The organism is Ignicoccus sp. (genome assembly GCF_056435145.1).
Map to the genome: position 1 here is coordinate 15,635 of NZ_JBWNMZ010000008.1, position 18,397 is coordinate 34,031.

18 protein-coding genes, 1 tRNA gene and 1 pseudogene are annotated in these 18,397 nt (G+C 55.7%); 12 read left to right on the forward strand and 8 right to left on the reverse strand.

Annotated elements, in window-relative coordinates:
* Positions 1 to 69: 69 nt before the first annotated feature.
* The 3 genes from purB (at position 70) to AC1HCZ_RS02755 (ending at position 2,358) form a co-directional block, all read left to right on the forward strand.
* Positions 70 to 1,407 (forward strand): adenylosuccinate lyase, encoded by a 1,338-nt coding sequence (purB, locus tag AC1HCZ_RS02745; protein WP_479462016.1) that lies wholly within the window; start codon positions 70 to 72, stop codon positions 1,405 to 1,407.
* Positions 1,404 to 2,240 carry a nucleotidyltransferase family protein gene (locus tag AC1HCZ_RS02750; protein WP_479462017.1) on the forward strand — a complete coding sequence of 279 codons (837 nt, stop codon included), beginning with the start codon at positions 1,404 to 1,406 and terminating at the stop codon, positions 2,238 to 2,240. The genes purB and AC1HCZ_RS02750 overlap by 4 nt, the downstream gene beginning before the upstream one ends.
* 41 nt (positions 2,241 to 2,281) lie before the next feature.
* Positions 2,282 to 2,358, forward strand: a tRNA-Ala gene (locus AC1HCZ_RS02755).
* A gap of 22 nt (positions 2,359 to 2,380) precedes the next feature.
* On the opposite strand, the gene AC1HCZ_RS02760 is transcribed toward AC1HCZ_RS02755, so the two are convergent.
* On the reverse strand, positions 2,381 to 3,520 hold the full coding sequence (locus tag AC1HCZ_RS02760) for an amidohydrolase family protein (protein WP_479462018.1): 1,140 nt from the start codon (positions 3,518 to 3,520) through the stop codon (positions 2,381 to 2,383).
* Positions 3,521 to 3,534: 14 nt separating this feature from the next.
* Positions 3,535 to 4,728, reverse strand: a pseudogene (locus AC1HCZ_RS02765) (TIGR04053 family radical SAM/SPASM domain-containing protein); the annotation flags it as partial.
* A gap of 118 nt (positions 4,729 to 4,846) precedes the next feature.
* Here AC1HCZ_RS02765 and AC1HCZ_RS02770 point away from each other — a divergent pair.
* A complete protein-coding gene (locus AC1HCZ_RS02770; RefSeq protein ID WP_479462019.1) occupies positions 4,847 to 5,254 on the forward strand; it encodes a threonyl-tRNA synthetase editing domain-containing protein in 408 nt (135 codons plus the stop codon).
* Here AC1HCZ_RS02770 and AC1HCZ_RS02775 read toward each other — a convergent pair.
* Positions 5,235 to 5,765 (reverse strand): type 1 glutamine amidotransferase domain-containing protein, encoded by a 531-nt coding sequence (locus AC1HCZ_RS02775; protein WP_479462020.1) that lies wholly within the window; start codon positions 5,763 to 5,765, stop codon positions 5,235 to 5,237. The two genes, AC1HCZ_RS02770 and AC1HCZ_RS02775, sit on opposite strands and share 20 nt — an antisense overlap.
* Positions 5,766 to 5,863: 98 nt before the next feature.
* Here AC1HCZ_RS02775 and AC1HCZ_RS02780 point away from each other — a divergent pair, with 98 nt between their 5' ends.
* Positions 5,864 to 7,333: a cation:proton antiporter domain-containing protein gene (locus tag AC1HCZ_RS02780; protein WP_479462021.1), complete on the forward strand. Its 1,470-nt coding sequence runs from the start codon at positions 5,864 to 5,866 to the stop codon at positions 7,331 to 7,333.
* On the opposite strand, the gene AC1HCZ_RS02785 is transcribed toward AC1HCZ_RS02780, so the two are convergent.
* Both AC1HCZ_RS02785 and panB read right to left on the reverse strand, forming a co-directional pair.
* On the reverse strand, positions 7,323 to 8,777 hold the full coding sequence (locus AC1HCZ_RS02785) for an RtcB family protein (RefSeq protein WP_479462022.1): 1,455 nt from the start codon (positions 8,775 to 8,777) through the stop codon (positions 7,323 to 7,325). The two genes, AC1HCZ_RS02780 and AC1HCZ_RS02785, sit on opposite strands and share 11 nt — an antisense overlap.
* Before the next feature lie 56 nt (positions 8,778 to 8,833).
* Positions 8,834 to 9,625 carry a 3-methyl-2-oxobutanoate hydroxymethyltransferase gene (panB, locus tag AC1HCZ_RS02790; RefSeq protein ID WP_479462023.1) on the reverse strand — a complete coding sequence of 264 codons (792 nt, stop codon included), beginning with the start codon at positions 9,623 to 9,625 and terminating at the stop codon, positions 8,834 to 8,836.
* 84 nt (positions 9,626 to 9,709) lie between these two features.
* Between panB and AC1HCZ_RS02795 the strand changes: the two genes are divergently transcribed.
* Positions 9,710 to 10,954: an MFS transporter gene (locus AC1HCZ_RS02795; protein ID WP_479462024.1), complete on the forward strand. Its 1,245-nt coding sequence runs from the start codon at positions 9,710 to 9,712 to the stop codon at positions 10,952 to 10,954.
* 15 nt (positions 10,955 to 10,969) lie between these two features.
* Here AC1HCZ_RS02795 and AC1HCZ_RS02800 read toward each other — a convergent pair whose 3' ends face one another.
* Positions 10,970 to 12,043 carry a hypothetical protein gene (locus AC1HCZ_RS02800; RefSeq protein WP_479462025.1) on the reverse strand — a complete coding sequence of 358 codons (1,074 nt, stop codon included), beginning with the start codon at positions 12,041 to 12,043 and terminating at the stop codon, positions 10,970 to 10,972.
* A gap of 32 nt (positions 12,044 to 12,075) precedes the next feature.
* Here AC1HCZ_RS02800 and AC1HCZ_RS02805 point away from each other — a divergent pair, with 32 nt between their 5' ends.
* On the forward strand, positions 12,076 to 12,975 hold the full coding sequence (locus tag AC1HCZ_RS02805) for a hypothetical protein (protein WP_479462026.1): 900 nt from the start codon (positions 12,076 to 12,078) through the stop codon (positions 12,973 to 12,975).
* Here the strand turns inward: AC1HCZ_RS02805 and AC1HCZ_RS02810 are convergent.
* The gene (locus AC1HCZ_RS02810) at positions 12,937 to 13,530 is read right to left on the reverse strand and encodes a UbiX family flavin prenyltransferase (protein WP_479462027.1); all 594 of its coding nucleotides are present in this window, start codon (positions 13,528 to 13,530) and stop codon (positions 12,937 to 12,939) included. The genes AC1HCZ_RS02805 and AC1HCZ_RS02810 overlap by 39 nt on opposite strands.
* Positions 13,531 to 13,624: 94 nt before the next feature.
* A complete protein-coding gene (locus AC1HCZ_RS02815; protein WP_479462028.1) occupies positions 13,625 to 13,858 on the reverse strand; it encodes a 50S ribosomal protein L13e in 234 nt (77 codons plus the stop codon).
* An 81-nt stretch (positions 13,859 to 13,939) separates the two neighbouring features.
* Here AC1HCZ_RS02815 and AC1HCZ_RS02820 point away from each other — a divergent pair, with 81 nt between their 5' ends.
* Genes AC1HCZ_RS02820 through AC1HCZ_RS02840 form a run of 5 tightly spaced genes read left to right on the forward strand, consistent with a single transcriptional unit; the run spans position 13,940 to position 18,358 of the window.
* The gene (locus AC1HCZ_RS02820; protein ID WP_479462029.1) at positions 13,940 to 15,307 is read left to right on the forward strand and encodes a CoA-binding protein; all 1,368 of its coding nucleotides are present in this window, start codon (positions 13,940 to 13,942) and stop codon (positions 15,305 to 15,307) included.
* Complete coding sequence (locus AC1HCZ_RS02825) at positions 15,304 to 15,846, forward strand: acetate--CoA ligase family protein (RefSeq protein ID WP_479462030.1); 543 nt, start codon at positions 15,304 to 15,306, stop codon at positions 15,844 to 15,846. Before AC1HCZ_RS02820 ends, AC1HCZ_RS02825 begins: the two co-directional genes overlap by 4 nt.
* Before the next feature lie 51 nt (positions 15,847 to 15,897).
* The gene (hisD, locus tag AC1HCZ_RS02830) at positions 15,898 to 17,076 is read left to right on the forward strand and encodes a histidinol dehydrogenase (RefSeq protein ID WP_479462031.1); all 1,179 of its coding nucleotides are present in this window, start codon (positions 15,898 to 15,900) and stop codon (positions 17,074 to 17,076) included.
* A gap of 33 nt (positions 17,077 to 17,109) precedes the next feature.
* The gene (locus tag AC1HCZ_RS02835) at positions 17,110 to 18,036 is read left to right on the forward strand and encodes a D-2-hydroxyacid dehydrogenase (RefSeq protein ID WP_479462032.1); all 927 of its coding nucleotides are present in this window, start codon (positions 17,110 to 17,112) and stop codon (positions 18,034 to 18,036) included.
* Between the two features lie 10 nt (positions 18,037 to 18,046).
* Complete coding sequence (locus AC1HCZ_RS02840) at positions 18,047 to 18,358, forward strand: DUF424 domain-containing protein (RefSeq protein ID WP_479462033.1); 312 nt, start codon at positions 18,047 to 18,049, stop codon at positions 18,356 to 18,358.
* Positions 18,359 to 18,397 lie beyond the last annotated feature (39 nt).

Genomic DNA, 18,397 nt, shown 5'->3' on the forward strand with positions numbered 1-18,397 from the left:
GGCGCGTCCCTCCGGTCCTCGCCTCTCGCCTTCATTACTCCATCGCCGCCCCGTCTCCGGCGGTCGGAGGTGCTGGTCTGCCCGTTCCAGTGGAGGTACGGCAGCGAAGAGATGAGGAGGATAATGTCCCAAGAGGAGCGCTTGAGGAAAATGGCGTTAGTTGAGTACGCGTTGTTGAAGGCCTTGAAGGAGGTCGGTGAGGTGCCGGAGGACGTCGACCCGGAGGAGGTGTTGAGGGCGGCCGAGGAGCTGACAGTCGAAGAGGTTGAGGAGCTGGAGAGGGAGCTGGGCCACGACGTGATGGCCTTCTTAGAGGCTCTCAAGAAGAGGACTAAGAGGGCCGGCAAGTACCTCCACTTGGGCGCCACGAGTTACGACGTCGTAGACACGGCTTGGGCGCTGACAATAAGGGAGGCGCTAGCTAAAATATATACGGACCTAAAGGAGATAATAAAGAAGTTCGTGGAGTTGAGCAAGGAGTACGCGGACCTCCCCATGGTAGGCAGGACACACGGCCAGTGGGCCGTTCCCATAACTCTGGGCTTCAAGTTCGCGAACTACGCCTACGAGTTGGCTAGGAGCTACGAGAGGCTAAAGGAAGCCGAGAAGAGGGTAGTGAGGCTGAAGATGAGCGGTGCCGTAGGGACTATGGCGGCTTGGGGGGAGAAGGGATTGGAGGTGGAAAGGCTGGTCTCTGAGGAACTCCGGCTCCCCCCGCACCCCATAACTACCCAAGTCGCCCCTAGGGACGGTTTCGCTGAACTCCTAGCCGACTTGGCGATACTCTCCTCCGTGTTGGACAGGTTTGCGTTGGAAGTAAGGGAGCTCAGCAGGCCGGAGATAAGGGAACTGGTGGAGGGGGTGGGCAAGGGCCAAGTGGGTTCCAGCACGATGCCTCAGAAGGCCAATCCGGTGACTTCCGAAAAGATATCCGGCCTCGCGAAGGTGATGAGGTCGTTGGTCTTGGGGGAGTTAGAGAACGTACCCTTGTGGCACGAGAGGGACTTAACGAACTCGGCCTCCGAGAGGGTGCTCGTTCCCCACGCCTTCTTGACTGTGGACGAACAGCTCAAGTCTACCAAATCCTTGCTAAACAAGCTGATAATTAATGAAGAAACAATAAGGAGTCATTTGAAAGAAGCGGGCTGTGAGGTCTTGGCGGAGAGGGTTATGATCTACCTAACGAAAGAGAAGGGGCTAGCTAGGAACGACGCCCACAAGGCAGTCATGGACGCCATAAGGGCCCACGGAAGCTTGAAGAAGGCCTTGAAGGAGGGACATACGCTTTCTAAGTATTTAACCTTAGAGGAGCTGGAGGCGCTGTGCGATCCGAGTAGTTACTTAGGGAAAGCTAGAGAGTTGATAGATAGGGCCGTGAAGTACGTAGAGGAGGTAGTTGGCCTTTGAAGGCCGTAGTGCTCGCCGGAGGAAACAAGGTAAAGAGGTTTAAGACCTACTTCTTGGGAAAGATGGTCATAGAATACCCGTTGAGAGCGTTAGAGAAGGTCTACGACGTGGCCCTGCTCACCTCCGGTTGGGGTTTGGACGGCTACGAAACGGTGGTCCAGAGGAGCCCGGGGGTCTTGGGGGCGATAAGGGACGCGGTCGAAGAGTTGGGCCTACCCCTCTTGATTTCTTACGGCGACGTAGTGGCGGAGGAGGACTTCTACACGATCTTGGACGCTCCGTGCGGCGTGGCGGCCGTGGCCTCGGTGCCATCCTCGAGGCACGGCAAGATAGGGGGACCACAGAGCAGCTACGTCTTCGGAGGGCTCTTGAGCCTGGACGAGGACTGCTATAAAGAGATTATGAAAATAGGTAACCTCACCAAGGCTTTAAACGAATTAATAAAGAAAGGTATAATGAGCGTTAAGATGTTTGACGGCGTTTGGTACGACGTGGACGACCCCCTGGACGTGATGAGAATGTTTGAAGTTTTCTTTAAACACGTAAGTTCAGGCTACAGCAAGGTTGCGATCGAGCTAGAGGGGGTCCACCTCAGGGGGCCCGTGATAGTGGAGCCCGGGGCTTCGGTGGAGCCCGGGGCGACCTTGATAGGGCCCGTCTTCGTGGGCTCCGGCTCCCTCGTGGAGTCCCACGCCGTGGTGAAGAGGTCGTCTATAGAGCCCAACGCCACAGTGGAGAGTTTCGCCTACGTTAAGAACAGCAGCGTCCAGCCCGGCGCGGTCGCGGAGAGCTATAAGAAGTACTCGGGGACCCTCGTCGAGAAAAACTTATAAGCGACGCCGTTTCACCCTCGCCCGGAGCTGGGCGCGAAGGTGGGCCGGTAGCTCAGCCTGGAAGAGCGCCCGGTTGGCAACCGGGAGGTCCCGGGTTCAAGTCCCGGCCGGTCCACCACCACCATCACCGTTAAGGTGTCTCACTTGCGCACCTCCAAAACCTCCCCCTCCGCGACCACGAGCTCGGGTGCGCTGCCGAGCACGTAGGGCTCGCCGCTCCACGCCACCAAGGACGCTAGCTTCCCCACCTTCACTTCACCGGCGTTCAGACCCACAATCTTTGCCGCGTTGCTGGTCACGAGCTTTATGGCCTCCTCGAACGGCATACCATACATCATGAAATACCTAAGCTGCATCATTAAGTTCCTCTGGAGCACCACGGGGTGGTCGCTCATCAGAGCGGTTACCTTCGGCATGTGCTTTATTAAGAGTTTTATGTTCTTGTAGCTCTCATGTTTGAGCTCAACCTTGTACGGGTGGGAGTCCACGGGGCCGTAGACCAAGGGTGCGCCACTCTCCTTTATCATCTTGAACCCGTCCTCCGTGTGCACGTCGCACGCGTGGTCCACGACGTACTTGAAGCCGTAAGATTTGGCCAGCGAGACGAGCACGGCTATATCGTCCTCCTTGTGTACGTGAACTCTGAGCGGCAACCTCCCCTCCAACACGGGGACCAGCGCCTTGCTCGCCGGCTCTAGGTCCTTCCACTCCTTCTTGCCCCTCCTCAAGTCCTCTAGGTCCGAAGCGGCGGCGTCGAGGGCCCTCTTGAAGAGGGCTATAACCCCCATCCTGGTGGACGGCCTGGCGCCCCTCCACGAGGTGGTGGACCGGGGGTTGTAGCCCAAGGCCGCCTTAACTCCCACGTGCTTGATGAACGCATCCCTCACGTTCTTCTTCCAGTTCCTCAAAAGGGCTATTTTACCTCCTATTATGTTTCCGGAGCCGTGAGTTACGGCCGAGTAAAGCACTCCCCACTCTACGCTCTCCTCGAAGGCCTTGTCGTCCATGTAGACGCTGTTCTGCGCCTCTAAGTAAGGGAGTAACGAGTCCATGATTTCGTTGGCCTCTTCCTCGTAATACGGTTCGCCAGCTCTGTCCATCCCTATATGGGAGTGCGGGTCTACCAACGCGGGAGTGCCCGCGGGAAACTCCCCTAGGAGCTCGCCCTCCGGCCTCTCGCTGCCCACATAAGTTATTTCTTTATTCTCGAAACCTACGTATACGTCCTTCAATACCGTACCGTCGCCTACGTAGAGCCGGGAAAACTTGAGGACCTTCAAGGTTCGCCCGTGCTTCAGACGTTGGTAAAGCTTTTCGTCCTTCCGAATGGGCGGAGGGCCTCCTCGACTACCTTCGGGTCCAAGGACTCCACGACCTCAGGGAGCTTACAAGCCGGGTCGTGGCCGAACGGGTCCTTGAAGTAGGAGTAGGCTCTGGCCCTCGACCCTCCGCACATGAAGTTGAACTCGCAAGTCCCACAAGGGGGCCTGAAGTTGCTTGGGTCCCTTATCCTCTTAAGGGCCTCACTGCTTTGGTAGATCTCCTTTAAGCTCTTCTCCCTCACGTTGCCAACCTTGTACGGGAGGAAGCCCGAAGGGTAGACGTCCCCGTTGTAAGCCACGAAGATTATTCCGTATCCGTCCCTAGTGTACGCCGACGGCGCCCTCCTCTGCTTAGGCGGGCCTTGGGGGACGGGGCCCATGACCTCCTCCAACCTCTCCCGGAGTTCGTAGTACAACGGGCCCACGCCCAGCTCCTCCGGCCCCTTGCCCATCTCGTCCAAGACGGTCCTAAGCCTGTACACCACCCTGAAGAACGGCCCCTCGGTGGTCCTTATAGTTGTCTTCCCGTACTTAGACGCGTCATATAAGAAGTTCGAAACGTCCCAATACTCATCCTTAGTTAGGTCCAAGTCCTTGGACGCTCTCCCAGTTAGTATCAGGTAGAAAACTTCCCAAGCGTCGGCCCCGGCGTCCGAGACGAGCTTGAATACCTCAGGGAGCTCCTTAACGTTGTCCCTCATTATTGCTGTGTTTATCTGAAGGAACATTCCAACATCTTTCTTTACGAAGTTCATCAACTCTACGGTCCTTTCAAATATCCCCTTTATTCCCCTAATTGAATCGTGGGTCTCGGGCCTAGCTCCGTCCAAGGAGAGACTCATCCCTATGATCCCTATTTCCTTCATTTTCTTTATCTTCTCTTCGGTCAAGAGAGGGGTGACGCTGGGGGCTACCAAGGTCCTTATGCCCTTCGAGATGGAGTACTTAGCCAAGTCCCAGAAGTCTTTCCTCATTAAGACGTCACCACCGGTCATTATTAAGTGTGGGTAGGGCTCGCCGAACTCGGCTATCTGGTCTATTAGTGCCAAAGACTCCTCGTGGGTAAGCTCGTCGGGCAAGGGCTCTTCTATTGCTTCTGCCCTACAGTGCTTACAGACTAACTTGCACGCCTTAGTGGTCTCCCAAAACACCAGCAAGGGCTTCTCTTCGAAGTTCCAGCCTCCCCTGACGACCGATCCCCGGAGGGGACGACGAGACGGAGGTTATTCTCACTACGCATTTGGAGTCTAAACCTCCGATCGCGACTTTCGGTGGGGAAACCCTTTGAAGGCCCTATTTATACACGCGAAGAAATTCTGCTTCAAGCCTACTAAAAAAGCCCTGAAGAGCGCAGAAGACTTGAAATCCAAGGAGGAGGTGTGTGCGGAGAACCCGTTAGTAGTTTTCTTAACAGTAGAAAAGGGCGACTCGGAGGAACTCTTGGACAAGCTCGTCGAGGACGTCAAGGTCCAGTTCCAGAGGGTTAAGCCGTCCGGCCTGGTGCTCTACCCATATGCGCATTTGTCCAACGATCTCGCCCCTCCCAGCGAGGCTAAGGCCTTGTTCCGCAAGGCTTGTGAGAGGCTGAGCGAGGAGCTTAGGGCGCTCTGCGCGCCTTTCGGCTGGTATAAGGAGTTCTTGCTTCACGCCCACGGCCACCCTCTGGCGGAGCTCAGCCGGAGGTACCCTTAACTATCTTCAAAATCTTTTCGAAGTTTCTTATTAGGTGGTCAAACTCCCTCCACGTCTTTACGCTCACGACGTTACCGTCGATTACCAAAGGCTCGTCCACGGGCTCAGCCCCAGCGTTCCTCAAGTCGTCCCATATGCCCTTGCTGCCGGTTACTCTCTTCCCCTTGGCCACGCCGGCGCTTATGAGCACCCAGCCCCCGTGGCATATGCTCAGGACCAGCTTGCCCTTTTCGAACATCTCCCTCACGAACCTCTTTACGTTTTCATCCCTCCTAACCTTGTCCGGGGCGTAGCCGCCGGCTATTATCACGGCGTCGTACTCGTCAGAATTCAACTCCGAGAAGCCCTTGTTGGGGACTAGCTCGAGCTTAACGCCCCTCTTTCCTACAATTTCTTCTCCGGCGTTGAAGGAGGCCACGTCGACTTCGAAGCCGTAAGCTTTGAAGAGCGCGTAGGGGACCACTACCTCGTACTCGTCAACCATGGGGCCCACGAGTATTACGGCCTTCAAGTTACCACCGGGACTTCCTTGGGGAGCGCCCCTATTCAGTTGGGCCTCCGACTTCGCGCTTTTGTACGCCCCCGCGCCGCGGGCCGGAGGTCCAAGGGATGGGCACCGAAGTGATAATTTCAATGATAGGATTAACTTTGCTCTTAGCAAAAGCGGCGGAGGAGGTCACGCTGAAGCTGGGCCTCCCTTCCCTCCTCGGACCCCTCTCATTGGGCCTCCTCGCCTCGCGATTAGTACAGTTGAAGGAAGAGTACCGCTACGCTCCCTTGTTCTTTGTGGTCGGTCTGAACTTCACAGCATTCCTCTTGGGGGCAGAAGAGCTGGGCAAGTTGATCAAAGAAACAAACAAGGAGTCTCTAATTAAGGGCATTGTATTCTTCTTAGTGCCTTTCGCAGTCTCTTTCGCTTTGTTAAACACTTCGTTGGACCTTAAGAGCTCTATCCTCTTAGCGACAGTGTTATCAATGCCAAGTACCTTGAGGACTTACACTATATTGAAGCACGTGGAACTCGAGAAGTTCGAGGAAGTGCTCGTGATACTCGGCGTTAGTGAAGTAATAGCAATAATAATAATATTCTTATTATCTATGAAAGATATGTTCAGCCTAATTGTGGTCTCTGTGGGATTGGCGTTGACAGTGAAGTACGGGAGCGTGGTATTCAAAAACGTATTAGAGGCCGAGGAGAAGTTCTTAGCAAAGGAGTTCCCACTATCCTTAATTATATCCTTGGTATTGTTTTTAGGATACGCTTCCGAGACGTTTAACCTCAACAGCGCCGTGGTCTCGATGCTATTAGGAATAATCTCCAGCGAGTATTTGTCAGAACGTCCTTGGTTAATTTCAAAGTTAAAGTCAATCAATCATAGTTTGTTCGAGCCCCTGTTCTTCGTTGGTTCGGGAGCCCTCGTCGACTTCGCCAGCATATCCTACCCTACATTAACCATTTTAATAATTACAAACTTTCTAGTTGTGTTAGTGAAGACAGTGATGATTAGGAGGTGGAGCGGGTGGGGCTGGAGACATTCAGCCTTGACTAGCGTGAAGGGAGGGATAGACACTGCCTTACTCGCCAGCCAATACAAGGTCAACGGCATTAACTTAGACGTGTACTCCTCGAGTATAACGGTAGTTACGTTAAACACATTCATATTCGGTTCGTTAGCAATATCGAAGAAGAAGTATAAGGTGAGCCTGAGGTTCTGCGATTTAAGGCTCGTAAGAGCTGCGGTGGAGCTCAGCGAGTCCTTGAGCAGCGCGTTGAAGATGTTCGAAGAAGGAATGGAGGCGGTGGTAGTGGTCGACGCGGCTAACTGGCCGGTGGGCTACTTGAGCGCTGCCGACGTTTTGCGCTTGAAGGACCACGCCAGCAAAATGAGGGTGTACGAGGTTTACAGGGAGGGCGTCCCGGTGTTCGAGTGCGAGGACAAGCTGACCAAGATAGTAACGCTGGCAGAAGAGGTCGAAAACTATCCGGTAATAGCAGTGGTAAAAGGGGATTTTGGGTATTTCGGCACCGTGCAGACGAGAACCGTCTTTAAGAAGCTCGCAGAGGCGATCAACCCTTGACCACTCCTATTGGCTTCAACCTAGCCACGAGTTTGCTTATGCCGACTTCGTGAACCACCCTAACCACCTTGTCCACGTCCTTGTAGGCCCCGGGCGCCTCCTCGGCCACGACCCTCGCTTGCGCCGCCTTCAAGACCACCCCTTGGCGGCTGAGCTGCTCTATGACCTCTCTCGGTCTGTACTGTCTTACGGCGGCCGCCCTACTCAACCACCTCCCGGCGCCGTGGCAAGTACTATACCAGACCCTCGCACCGGTGGGAACTCCCACCAACACGTAGCTCGCCGTGCCCATGGAGCCGGGTATAAGCACCGGTTGCCCGATGCTCTGGTAATCTTGGGGCAGCTCCGGGTGCCCGGGAGGGAAGGCTCTGGTGGCGCCTTTGCGGTGGACCACTAGCTTTCTCCTCTTGCCGTCGACGTCGTGCTCCTCTATCTTAGCTATATTGTGAGCCACATCGTAGACTATGTGCATGTCTAGGTTTTCGGGGTCGGTCTTGAAGACCTCCTTAAAGCTTTCGCGGGTCCAGTGGGTTATGAGCTGGCGGTTGGTCCAAGCGTAGTTCGCCGCCGCGCTCATCGCCTTGAAGTAGTCTTGCGCCTCCGGACTGTTGAACGGCACGGACGCCAGCTCCCTGTCGGGAACTACTATTCCATACTTCTTCATGGCCCTCTCCATCTTTATCAAGTAATCGCTTGCCACTTGGTGACCGAGGCCCCTAGAGCCGGTGTGGACCATTACCATTACCTGTCCTTCGTGCGTTATACCCATAGCCTTAGCAACCCTCTCGTCGTATATCTTATCTACTACTTGTACTTCAAGGAAGTGGTTTCCGCTGCCCAGGGTGCCTAGCTGGGGGGCTCCCCTCTGCTTTGCCCTCATGCTAACCTTGCTGGCGTCAGCATATTTCATCCTACCGTGTTCCTCTATGTGCTCCGGGTCCTCGCTCCATCCGTAGCCTCTCTCCACGGCCCAGTAGACGCCTTCCTCCAGTACCTTGTCCAGCTCGCTTACGCTCAGCCTAACCTTTCCGGTGCTTCCCAGCCCGGAGGGCACGTTGCGGAAGAGCGTGTAGACCAAATCCCTTAACTTTGGCCTTACGTCCTTTTCGTCCAAGTTAGTCCTTATGAGCCTAACTCCACAGTTTATGTCGTATCCGACCCCTCCCGGGGATATCACGCCCCCCTCTTCCGGGTCCGTGGCGGCCACACCGCCTATAGGGAAGCCGTAACCTTGGTGACCGTCGGGCATCACGTAGGAGGCTCTCTGTATTCCCGGAAGGCACGCGACGTTTGCGGCTTGGTCCAGCGTCCTGTCGCTCTTCATCTTTTCCAACAAGTACTCATCGGCGAATATTATAGCCGGCACCCGCATGCACGGCTTTACTCCCTTCTCTATCATCCATTCGTAGGTGCTGACCCTCTTCAGGGGTATGTTGGACGGCATAATTCGTGACCGATAGCCCTCTCCTAAGGGGAGTTATCAAGTGGAGGCTTAGGAATCTACCAGTAGTACCCCTCTCCGGGGAACTCCCCCGACCTGACCTCCTCTGCAAACTTCTTTACGGCTTCAACTATGGCCTTGCTACAGTCGAAGTACTTCTTGGCGAAGGGTGGGCTGAAGGGAGCTAGTCCCAACAAGTCGTGAATCACTAGGACTTGGCCCGAGCACCACGGGCCCGCGCCTATGCATATTGTAGGTATACCGACCTCCTCTGTAATTTTTTTAGCTACTTCGGACTTTACGAACTCAAGCACTATAGAGAAAGCGCCGGCCTCTTTTAACGCCTTAGCGTCCTCTAAGAGCTCCGCGGCCTCCTCCTCCGTCTTACCCCTCAGGCGGTAGCCCCCCAGAGCGTGCCTCTTCTGAGGAGTCAAGCCCAAGTGACCCATAACCGGTATCCCGGCCTTCACGATCGCCTCAACTTTGTCCGCGACCTCCCTTCCGCCCTCGAGCTTTACCGCTTCCGCCCCAGCCCTCACAAGCTCTACAGCGTTCCTCACCGCCTCTTCTCTGGAGGCCTCGTAGCTTCCAAATGGCATGTCGCCGACTATCAGCGCTCTGGGCTTCGCCCTCGCGACTGCCGCCACGTGGTGGACCATGTCCCTCATGGTGACCTGGTTTGTCGAGGGGTAGCCGAGGACTACCATACCCAGCGAGTCTCCCACCAGGATCGCGTCCACTCCCGCCTCGTCTACCAACCTCGCGAAGGGGTAATCGTAGGCAGTCACCATAACTATCTTTTCGCCCTTTTTGTACTTTTTCAAAATATCTCTTACGGTAACCTTCTTCACGCTTTAGCCCAAGAGAGGCCTCGCGGGCGTTATTTTTGTTCGCACAATAAGGGCCCTCTGCCGGCGGGGTCTAGGTAAGGGGAGTTGTGGGCCAAGCTAGTCGCGCTTTCCGCGATAATTTCGATAACGTTCTCAGCGTCCAACGTTGCCTTGCCCTATTTCTTGATGTACTTGAAAGGCGAACTGAAGACGCTTAACGCAGAGTTACTCAAAGCTAGTAAGGTCGCCCTTGAGTTCGGAGTGTTAACGTCGGCGTTCATGGGGACTAGGGTAGTAATCGCGTTCCTCTCCGGCTATATAGCTGAAAGGATAGGAATGAAGAGGTCCATTGTAGTAGGTTTGATATTGTACTTGACAAGTGGGATATGGTTAATGGTTACTGATAACTATTTGGAGGTGCTAGTGTCCAGGGCTCTTCAAGGGGTGGCCTCGGCCATGGTGTGGCCCGTGGCAGAGTCCATGATAGTGGAGTTCGCCGGAAAGAGAAAAACTAGGGCGCTCATGCTATACGTCATGGCATTCAATGTCGGCATGATCCTCGGCCCTGCCTTGGGAGGGGCGATTCTCCAAGGCTCCTCTTCCATGCCATTGGAATTGGCAGTGAGGACCCCCTTCGCGCTCCTCCCCTTGGGAGCGTTAGCAGGGCTCTTTCTGGTCGTCAATTTACCCGATGTGAATTATAAAACCAAAATGAAGGTAAAGGAGTTACAAGCAAGGATAAAGTCGGCGCTTTATGTATTCTTCTTAAACGCGTTTGCAAACGGTTTCTCTGCTGGAATATTTATGAGCGTATTGATAATATACATTATGCAGTACGTAACTTCCGTACCCATAAAACTCTCTTCGCTGGTAGCGCTCAGCGGGCTCTTAGGGATGGCCTTCGCCTCTCCGCTGATGAAGAAAATGGATCAATTCAACTTCTCAGAAAAATTGAAGGTAGCTATAGGTTTCGGCCTTTTAAACAAGATAGCATTGGCAACAATAGGTTTCACAAAGAGCTACACGATATTGTTAGTAATACTGACTATACAAAACTTTACAATGACCGTAGTGATCCCGTTGATAAGGAGCTTAGTGAGCGACTTGGTGCCCAGAGAACTTACGGCTAAAGTGTTCGGAATGCAACAAGCCTATTTCAACTTAGGAATGATAGTAGGCCCCTTGGTGGGGGCGAGCCTCTACAAGTGGCTGGAGGCCTCCGGCCTAGGGGGAGGCCTAACCTTCCCGGCCGCGGCGGCGTTGGGCGCGGCGGGGGTCCTCACGTTATTACTCGTGAACGGGCGCGAGGTGGAGGGGATGAAGGGGGAGCCCGTTATGACTGAGGGGTGACGAGGAGAACCCCCGTCAGACCTCCTCCGGCCACTCGGCCCACTCGGGCAACCGCTCGCCCCTCGCGGCCCTCACGTAGGCCTCCCTCAGCTCTGCCCAGTCGACGCGCGGAGGCTCTGCCCTCGCTAGCTTGAGCAAGTCCTCCACTGCCTCTTCCAACCTATCCTTGGGCAAGTAGGGCAACAGCCTAACTTCAACCATTACCTTCTCCAAGCTTTCTAGGAAGGGCTCGGGGTTTCCTCCCAAAACCCCTTTGAGGGCCTCGGGGTTGGGGGAGGGCTTGGCCCTCCACCTAGCTATGGCCGGGCGGAAGAGCCACCTTTGCATCCCCTCCAGAACCCCTCTGGGCGAGGCCTCGGCGAGGGCCATGTCGGCCCTTCTCGCCGACACCCTCCCCTCCGCGAAGTTCGTAGCCAACTCCTCCCACCCGTTGAGGCTCAAGTCCAAGCAAGGCTCGGCCTCTTGGGGAACTCCAGAGGTCATGTCTCGGAGCACGTCCGTCCAGCCCGAGAAGGGCCTGGGCGCCCAAGGGTACGGTGCGCTAGCCCAAGAGCGCTTCGAGAAGAGCTGCCAAGCCCTAACCCGGTACTCCCTCCAGCCGGCGAAGGGCGAGTTTGAGTACTTCTTCAATAGCCAAGGAGAGGCCTTGTTTATTGCATCCAAAACCTTCGGTAGCTCTTCCTTGTTAACGTCTAACCATACTTGGCTAGAGGCCATGGTAGCTATCTCCCAGTGGGCGTAGCCGTACCAGTGGAGCAGCCTGTAGTGCCCTCTGGGCGTGGCGTTCTTGAGGTACCACCGGCGCCCCGGCGGCGGGTAGTATGCGCGGGCGTAGGGCTTCACGCCCAAGAGCTCTAGGGCTTGGAACGCCTTATCGACAGCTTTTGGTCCGGGTTCCACGCTGACCTCTATTATGGCGCTCGTGGTATCGGTCTTTATTGTGAACTCCTTCGTTCTCTTCCCTATTACTTGACCCGTGCAGGGGTCTGTGACCTCTTCTCCGTCCACTTCCTCGAGGAGCTGCAACCAGCGTTCCCTTTCCATAGGCTTTGGCTCTACCACGAGCGCTTCCAACTCTAAGCCGAGCAAGGCGCGCCCCTCGTTATAACCTTCGCTTTTCCGTGTACGGGGGAGCTATAATGTTCGTAGGCGGCGAGCCCCACAAGCTCGCGCTGAGGGAGCTTGAGGACTCCCTAAGGTCAAAGGACCCTGGGGCTTGTGTAATGGCCCTGATCACTTCCCCTACCAACAGCGCCTCGCTCGACACAGTTTACGTCCCAACCAAGCTAACCAAGGCCCTCTTAGAGCTAAAGAACGAAGGTTGTAGCAATTTGTACGTCTTGTTATACGCGTTCGGAGGGAGTATCTACTTCCCAGAGATATTTGAGAAGGTTGTGAGGGGTTTGGGCATAGACGAAATAGTCTTCATCGTGCCCACCCGCTCGGGCGCTAACGCTTCCCTCCTCATCCTCAGCAACTACAACAGGCTCTACGTTAATTCGTGGACTATAATGGACCCCTTCAACATAACCATCTCAGTTCCCCCGACAGCCCCCAAGGACATATCCCTCTTCTTAGGCATTTCAGAGTACTTAATGAGTTTAGTTAAGGGCGAAAAGAAGGACTTGGCCTCCCAGATCAGCGGACAAGCGCTGAGCATAATGGCCAGTCACGGGATACTGTACGAATACATAGAGGCCGAAAGGCTGTTGAACTATTTGGACACAATCATAGAAAACAAGATTAGACCAAAATTGAAGGTATCTCTGCAAGAGTTCAAGGACTACTTCGTCGGGACCGAGGAGAGGCCCCCAGTGAGCCTCTCCGGCTTAGAAGTTGCGGAAATATTCAAAGACGTAATTATTATGGATAAAGAAGAAAACGAGATGGGGAGACTCTCCAACAACTTGGAGAACCTCTTGATGGAGATGGTTGAAAACAGGGGGGCAGGAGGAGTGCTGCTCACTAGAAAGAGGGAAGTGTTAATCGGCGGCATGCCCGTCATCCAGCTCCCCAGCTAAGTAGCGTCGGTAGAGCTCGTTTTCCACGCCCAAAGCGTCCAACACCTTGCCCGCCACGAACTTGACCGCGTCCTTCAAGCTCTTGGGCTTGTTGTAGAACGCCAGAACCGGCAGCACCACCACCGCTCCCGCTTCGGCGACCCTCTTCATTGCCTCAAGCTCGATGATCCCCACGGGGGTCTCCCGAGGGACCACCACTACTTTCCTCCTAAGCCTCAACATATTCAATAATAGCCTGGAAGCTAGAGTATCCCCTATCCCGTAGGCGACGGAAGCGAGGGTCTTCATAGAGCAAGGCACGCAGACCGCCCCCTCGGGAGCGCGAGAGCTGGAAGCCAAAGGAGACCTCATGTTCGTGTGTATCCTAACCTTCCTCTTTGCAAGCTCTTTTATTAGGTCGCAACCTTCGTCTTCCAAGGTGCAAGGCTCCAGCTTAGCTACCTCGATCGCCCCCGGAGTCACCACCACGTCAACCTCAAACTCCTTCAAGGAGTCGAGCAACTCGAACGCTATCGGGAGCCCCGAGGCCCCCGTTATCGCGAGCGCGAGCCTCAACGGACCACCGATGCCCAGAGCGACCAATAGAGGTAAAGGAGGCTTATCACGCCTATTACCCATAATATTAAGGTTAGGAAGAACAGTTTCCTCCTCATCCCTCACCCTTTTGGGATAGCCACTTCTTCAAAGCCTCCACGTTCCACTCGTGGACGGTCTTCCTCCTCTTGTCTATGGGTATTCCCATCTTCAAGGCCTTTTTGAAGTCTAGGCCCACGGCCTCAAGCTCGCCCTTGCTGAAGCCCCTTCCCCTCCTCATCTTTGGCTTCTTACCCGCGTCCCTCCTCAGCACGGGCGTCAACACGTAGGCGACGGGCCTCTCCTCCACTCCCTTCCCCTCGACGACCCCTTAAGAGGAGGTTAAAATAACTGAAACGTGCAGCGGTGAACGAATTCGGGGAAGGTCGGCTTGGACTTCTTGTTCAAACCCTCTTCCGTCGCCGTAGTAGGTGCAACACCCAAGGTACCCAAGCCCGGGTACGTCATACTGAGCAACCTGAAGAGGTCCTATAAGGGGAGGCTGTACGCCGTAAATCCGAAGTACAGGGAAGTGCTAGGGGTGCCTTGTTACCCTTCCTTGCGCGAGGTCCCGGACGAGGTGGAGCTGGCCGTAGTCGCAGTGCCGGCGAGGGCCGTGGAGGCCGTGGTGGACGACGCAATAGCTAAAGACGTAAAGGCTCTAATAATAATAAGTGCGGGGTTCTCCGAGGTAGGCAACGAGGAGCTTGAGGAGAGGATAAGGGAGAAAGCGCTGTCCCACGGAATAAGGGTCGTGGGCCCCAACTGCTTGGGCATTTACTATTATCCCTCCGGGCTGGACACGTTCTTCTTCCGCGAAGCCGGGACCCCCAGGCCTTTGCCCTCCAGGCTGGCCGTGGTGAGCCAAAGCGGGGCGCTGGCGGCCAGCATAATGGACTGGGCCGCCTCCCGAGGGTGCGGAGTGGGGGCGGCCGTCAGCTTGGGCAACAAGGTCGACGTCGGAGAGAACGAGGTCCTAAACTACTTGTTCGGAGAAGGCTTCGACCACTTCTTGTTGTATTTAGAAGGGCTTAGGGAGGGAGAGGGCAAGGCCTTCTTGGAGACCTTGTTGAAGCTGAGGCTGGGGGGCGCTAGGGTGGGCGTCTACAAGGGCGGGCGGAGGAGGGAGAGCGCGGCTGCTGTCTCCTCCCACACCGCCTCGGTGGCGGGCGACTACAAGGTGTACAGGGACTTGCTCTTTGAGTTCGGGGCAATACCGTTGAACGATTTTGCCGAAGTCAAGGCGTTCGTCTCGGGCCTTCAGTACTCCCCCGAGCTGAGGGGGGAGAAGATGCTCATCGTGACCGACGCCGGCGGCGTGGGCATAATGTTAACTGACTTGATAGAGGGCTATAAGATGCCTAAACCCGTAGACAGAGAGCTCGAGAGGGAGCTGCCGGGGTACTTGAAGCTGAACAACCCGCTCGACTTGGGAGGGGACGCGGACGACGAGAGGTACCGAAAAGCCTTGGAGAGGCTGGCCCCAAAGTACGACTTTATAATAGTGGCCGCGCTGATGGAGTCCCCGGCGACGAGCCTGTACTTAGCCGACATAGTTAAGGAGAGCATCGAAAGGACCGGAAAGCCTCACTTGCTCTTGGGCTTCGGCGGAACCATGGCTGAAGCCTTGGAGAGGAGGGCAAGAGAGCTAGGAATCCCCTTCGCGCTCGGAGTAGACGAGGCCGCCGCTTACGCGCGGGTACTGTTAAGGGACAAGCTCGCCAGAGGACTCGCGGAGGCAAGAGGCTCTTGTTGTTGAGGCCATCTGAGGCGTTGAAGATAGCGGATAGCTTGGGCATACCGGTCCCCCCTTGGGGCGAGGTGGAACCCCCGGCCTACGTGAAGGCGGACGTCCCCTTGCCCCATAAGACCGAGGCCAAGGCCGTCATTTACGTCGAGACAGAAGAGGAGCTCGAGAGGGCGAGGAGGGAGCTGGAGGAGAGGTTCGGCTCGGCCTTCGCGCAGAAGGCGGTCAGGGGCGACTTGGAGCTCCTGGCATCTTCTAAGAAGGACCCGGTCTTCGGCAAGGTGTTGGTGCTAGCGGCCGGAGGGGTCCTCGCGAGCTTGCTCAGGGAGACCGTAGTCACTCCGTGTCCCTTGTGTGCAACTGTCTTCGAAAAGAAGCTCAGCATATATAACTTAGGTAAGGCGTTGAAATTCAGGAAGAAGTTGGATATGAAATGCGTAGAGAACGTGTTGAGTAAGCTATGTACTTCGGATTACAAAGTGTTTGAAATAAATCCATTAATAGTCTCCGAGAGGGGTTGTTGGGCCGTCGACGTCAAGGTTTGGGTTTGAGGCAAAACAGACTTTGAAGGGGAGCCCGCGACCCCTCCCCGGAGGAGCTCGTTGCTGAAGTTCGTCCCGCCTGAAGAAGTGAAGAACGTGAGGGGCTCTTTGGACCTTTGGGAGTACGTAGAGAAGGTAATGCCGGTAGTTAGGGAAGTTAAGTACAAAGGGCTGGATGCCGTAAAGAAGTACAACAAGGAGTTCGACGATTACGAAGGGTGCGTCCTCCTCTCGAAAGAGGACTTCGCGTCCTACTCGAAAGAGAGCCTTGTGAGCTTGTTCGAGGACGTATTAGAGCAGCTCTCTACATTCCACAAGATGACTGCCCCCAAGGACAGCGCCTTCTCATCCCGAGGGGTTAGGGCAATGACCTTGTGGAGGCCCGTGGAGCGCTTGGGGGCCTACGTGCCCGGGGGGCTTTACCCATACCCCTCCACGGCCTTGATGACCGCCGGGGTGGCCAAGTCCTTGGGCGTGAAAGAGGTAACTGTAGCCACCCCTCCCAAGTTCGCGAAAAGTGAAGTTATGGCTTCTGCGTTCATGGCTTCCAAAGTGGACTCCGTAGTGGTCGCCGGCGGCGCCCACGGGGTCTCAGCGCTGGCGTACGTTGCTGGAGCCCACAAGGTCGTGGGCCCCGGGGGGCCCTACGTCCAGGCCGCCAAGCTCCTAGTGTCTGCTGACGTCCCCATAGACATGATCGCCGGACCCACGGAATTGGCCGTAATCGCCGACTCCACAGCCGACCCGGAGGAGGTAGCCTATGACATGTTGGCCCAAGCCGAGCACGGCCCGACGAGCTTCGCCGTGTTAGTTTCTACGGACGAAGGCCTAGTATTCGAAGTAGAGAAAAAGGTGAGGGGCGAGGAAGTGGAAGGGAGCCTCTACGCCACGGTGGTTGACGGATTGGAGGAGGCTAAGAGGCTGGTGAGCGAGCTGGCGCCGGAACACGTCTCCGTGTACGCGGACACCCACGAACCCCCCGTTGCCGGGGCCGCCTCCTTCAAGGCCCCCAGTCCGTTGCTGGACTACTCCGCAGGCCCAAACCACGTGCTCCCCACCTCCGGATGGGCCAGGGCGAGGGGTCCGCTGGGCCCGACGGACTTCATGAGGTGGACCACCTTGGTAGAGGTCTTCCCGGAGGCCGCGGAGCTACTAAAGTTGGCCGCGGAACTGGCGAGGTTGGAGGGAATGAGGTACCACGCGAAGGCAATAGAGTATAAGCTCTCTAAGATCCTTTAAGCCCTTTTTGAGGGGGGTTAGCGGCGTCCCCAGATGTACAGGGCCCTCGTGACCGACAAGGTTCATCCAGCTGGTCTCGAGCTCTTGAGGGAAAAAGGAATAGAAGTCGTTGAGGACTTAGAGGCCTATAGGCCAGATGTGTTGAAGGAAAGGATAAAGGGGTTCGACGTATTGATAGTGAGGAGCAGGACCAAAGTGCGAAGGGAGGTTATAGAGGCCGCTGACAAGCTTAAGGTAATAGCTAGGGCGGGGAGCGGGCTGGACAACATAGATTTGGAGGCCGCAAAGGAGAAGGGAATAAAGGTGGTGAACGCTCCGGACGCCTTGAAGAACGCAGTGGCAGAGTTAGTAATCGCAATGATGATAGTTTTGAGTCGCAGGGCGCACTACAGCTACCGCAAGCTCTTGGAGGGGGAGTGGGAAAAAGTAATGGGATTTGAGATAGCTGGTAAGACGCTAGGCGTGGTGGGCTTCGGCAGGATAGGCAGAGAGGTCGCGAAGAAGGCGAAGGCGTTGGGGATGGACATCATAGCGTACGACGTGATGGACTTGAACGAGGTGGCAGAAGAGATGGGCGTACGCTTCACCCGCGACTTGGAGGAGCTCTTGAGGAATTCTGACATCGTAACCTTACACGTACCCCTAACGGAGGAAACTAGAAACATGATAAACAAGGAAAGAATCAAGATCATGAAGGACGGTGCAATATTGATCAACGCCGCCAGGGGGGAGGTGGTGGACTACTCCGCGCTGTTGGAGGCGCTGGAGAGCGGCAAGCTCTGGGGAGTCGGGCTGGACGTGTACCCGGAAGAGCCGCCTAAGGACGAGGAGCTGCTCAAGCTGATAAGGCACCCAAGGGTCTTCGCGACCGCCCATATAGGGGCCCAGACCGAGGAGGCCCAGAGGAGGACCTCCTTGGAGGTAGCTCAGAGAGTACTTGAGGCCCTAGGAGTCCGGTGAGGTGGACGCTTTGGAGAGGGAGCTGTTCTGGGTGAAGGTTCACGAAGTAGAGGGTCACGTCATAGTCGCAGTGGTTGACAACGAACTGATGGGTAAGGAATTCAAGGAAGGCGAGAAGGTGTTGAAAGTCGACGAGTACTTCTTCAAAGGGGAACTGGTCGACGAGGACGTCGCCTTGGCCAGAATGTCCGCCGCCACAACGCTTTACGTGATAGGCGAGAGGTCGGTCAAGTTGGCCGTAGAGGGGGGCTTCGTCCACCCGAAGGCCGTCGGTAAGGTAGCGGGGGTTCCCTACGCTCAGATGATACTCGTGAGCGTTTAATAGCATTAATAGCAAGCGGCCCCCGCCCTCCTCGGATGG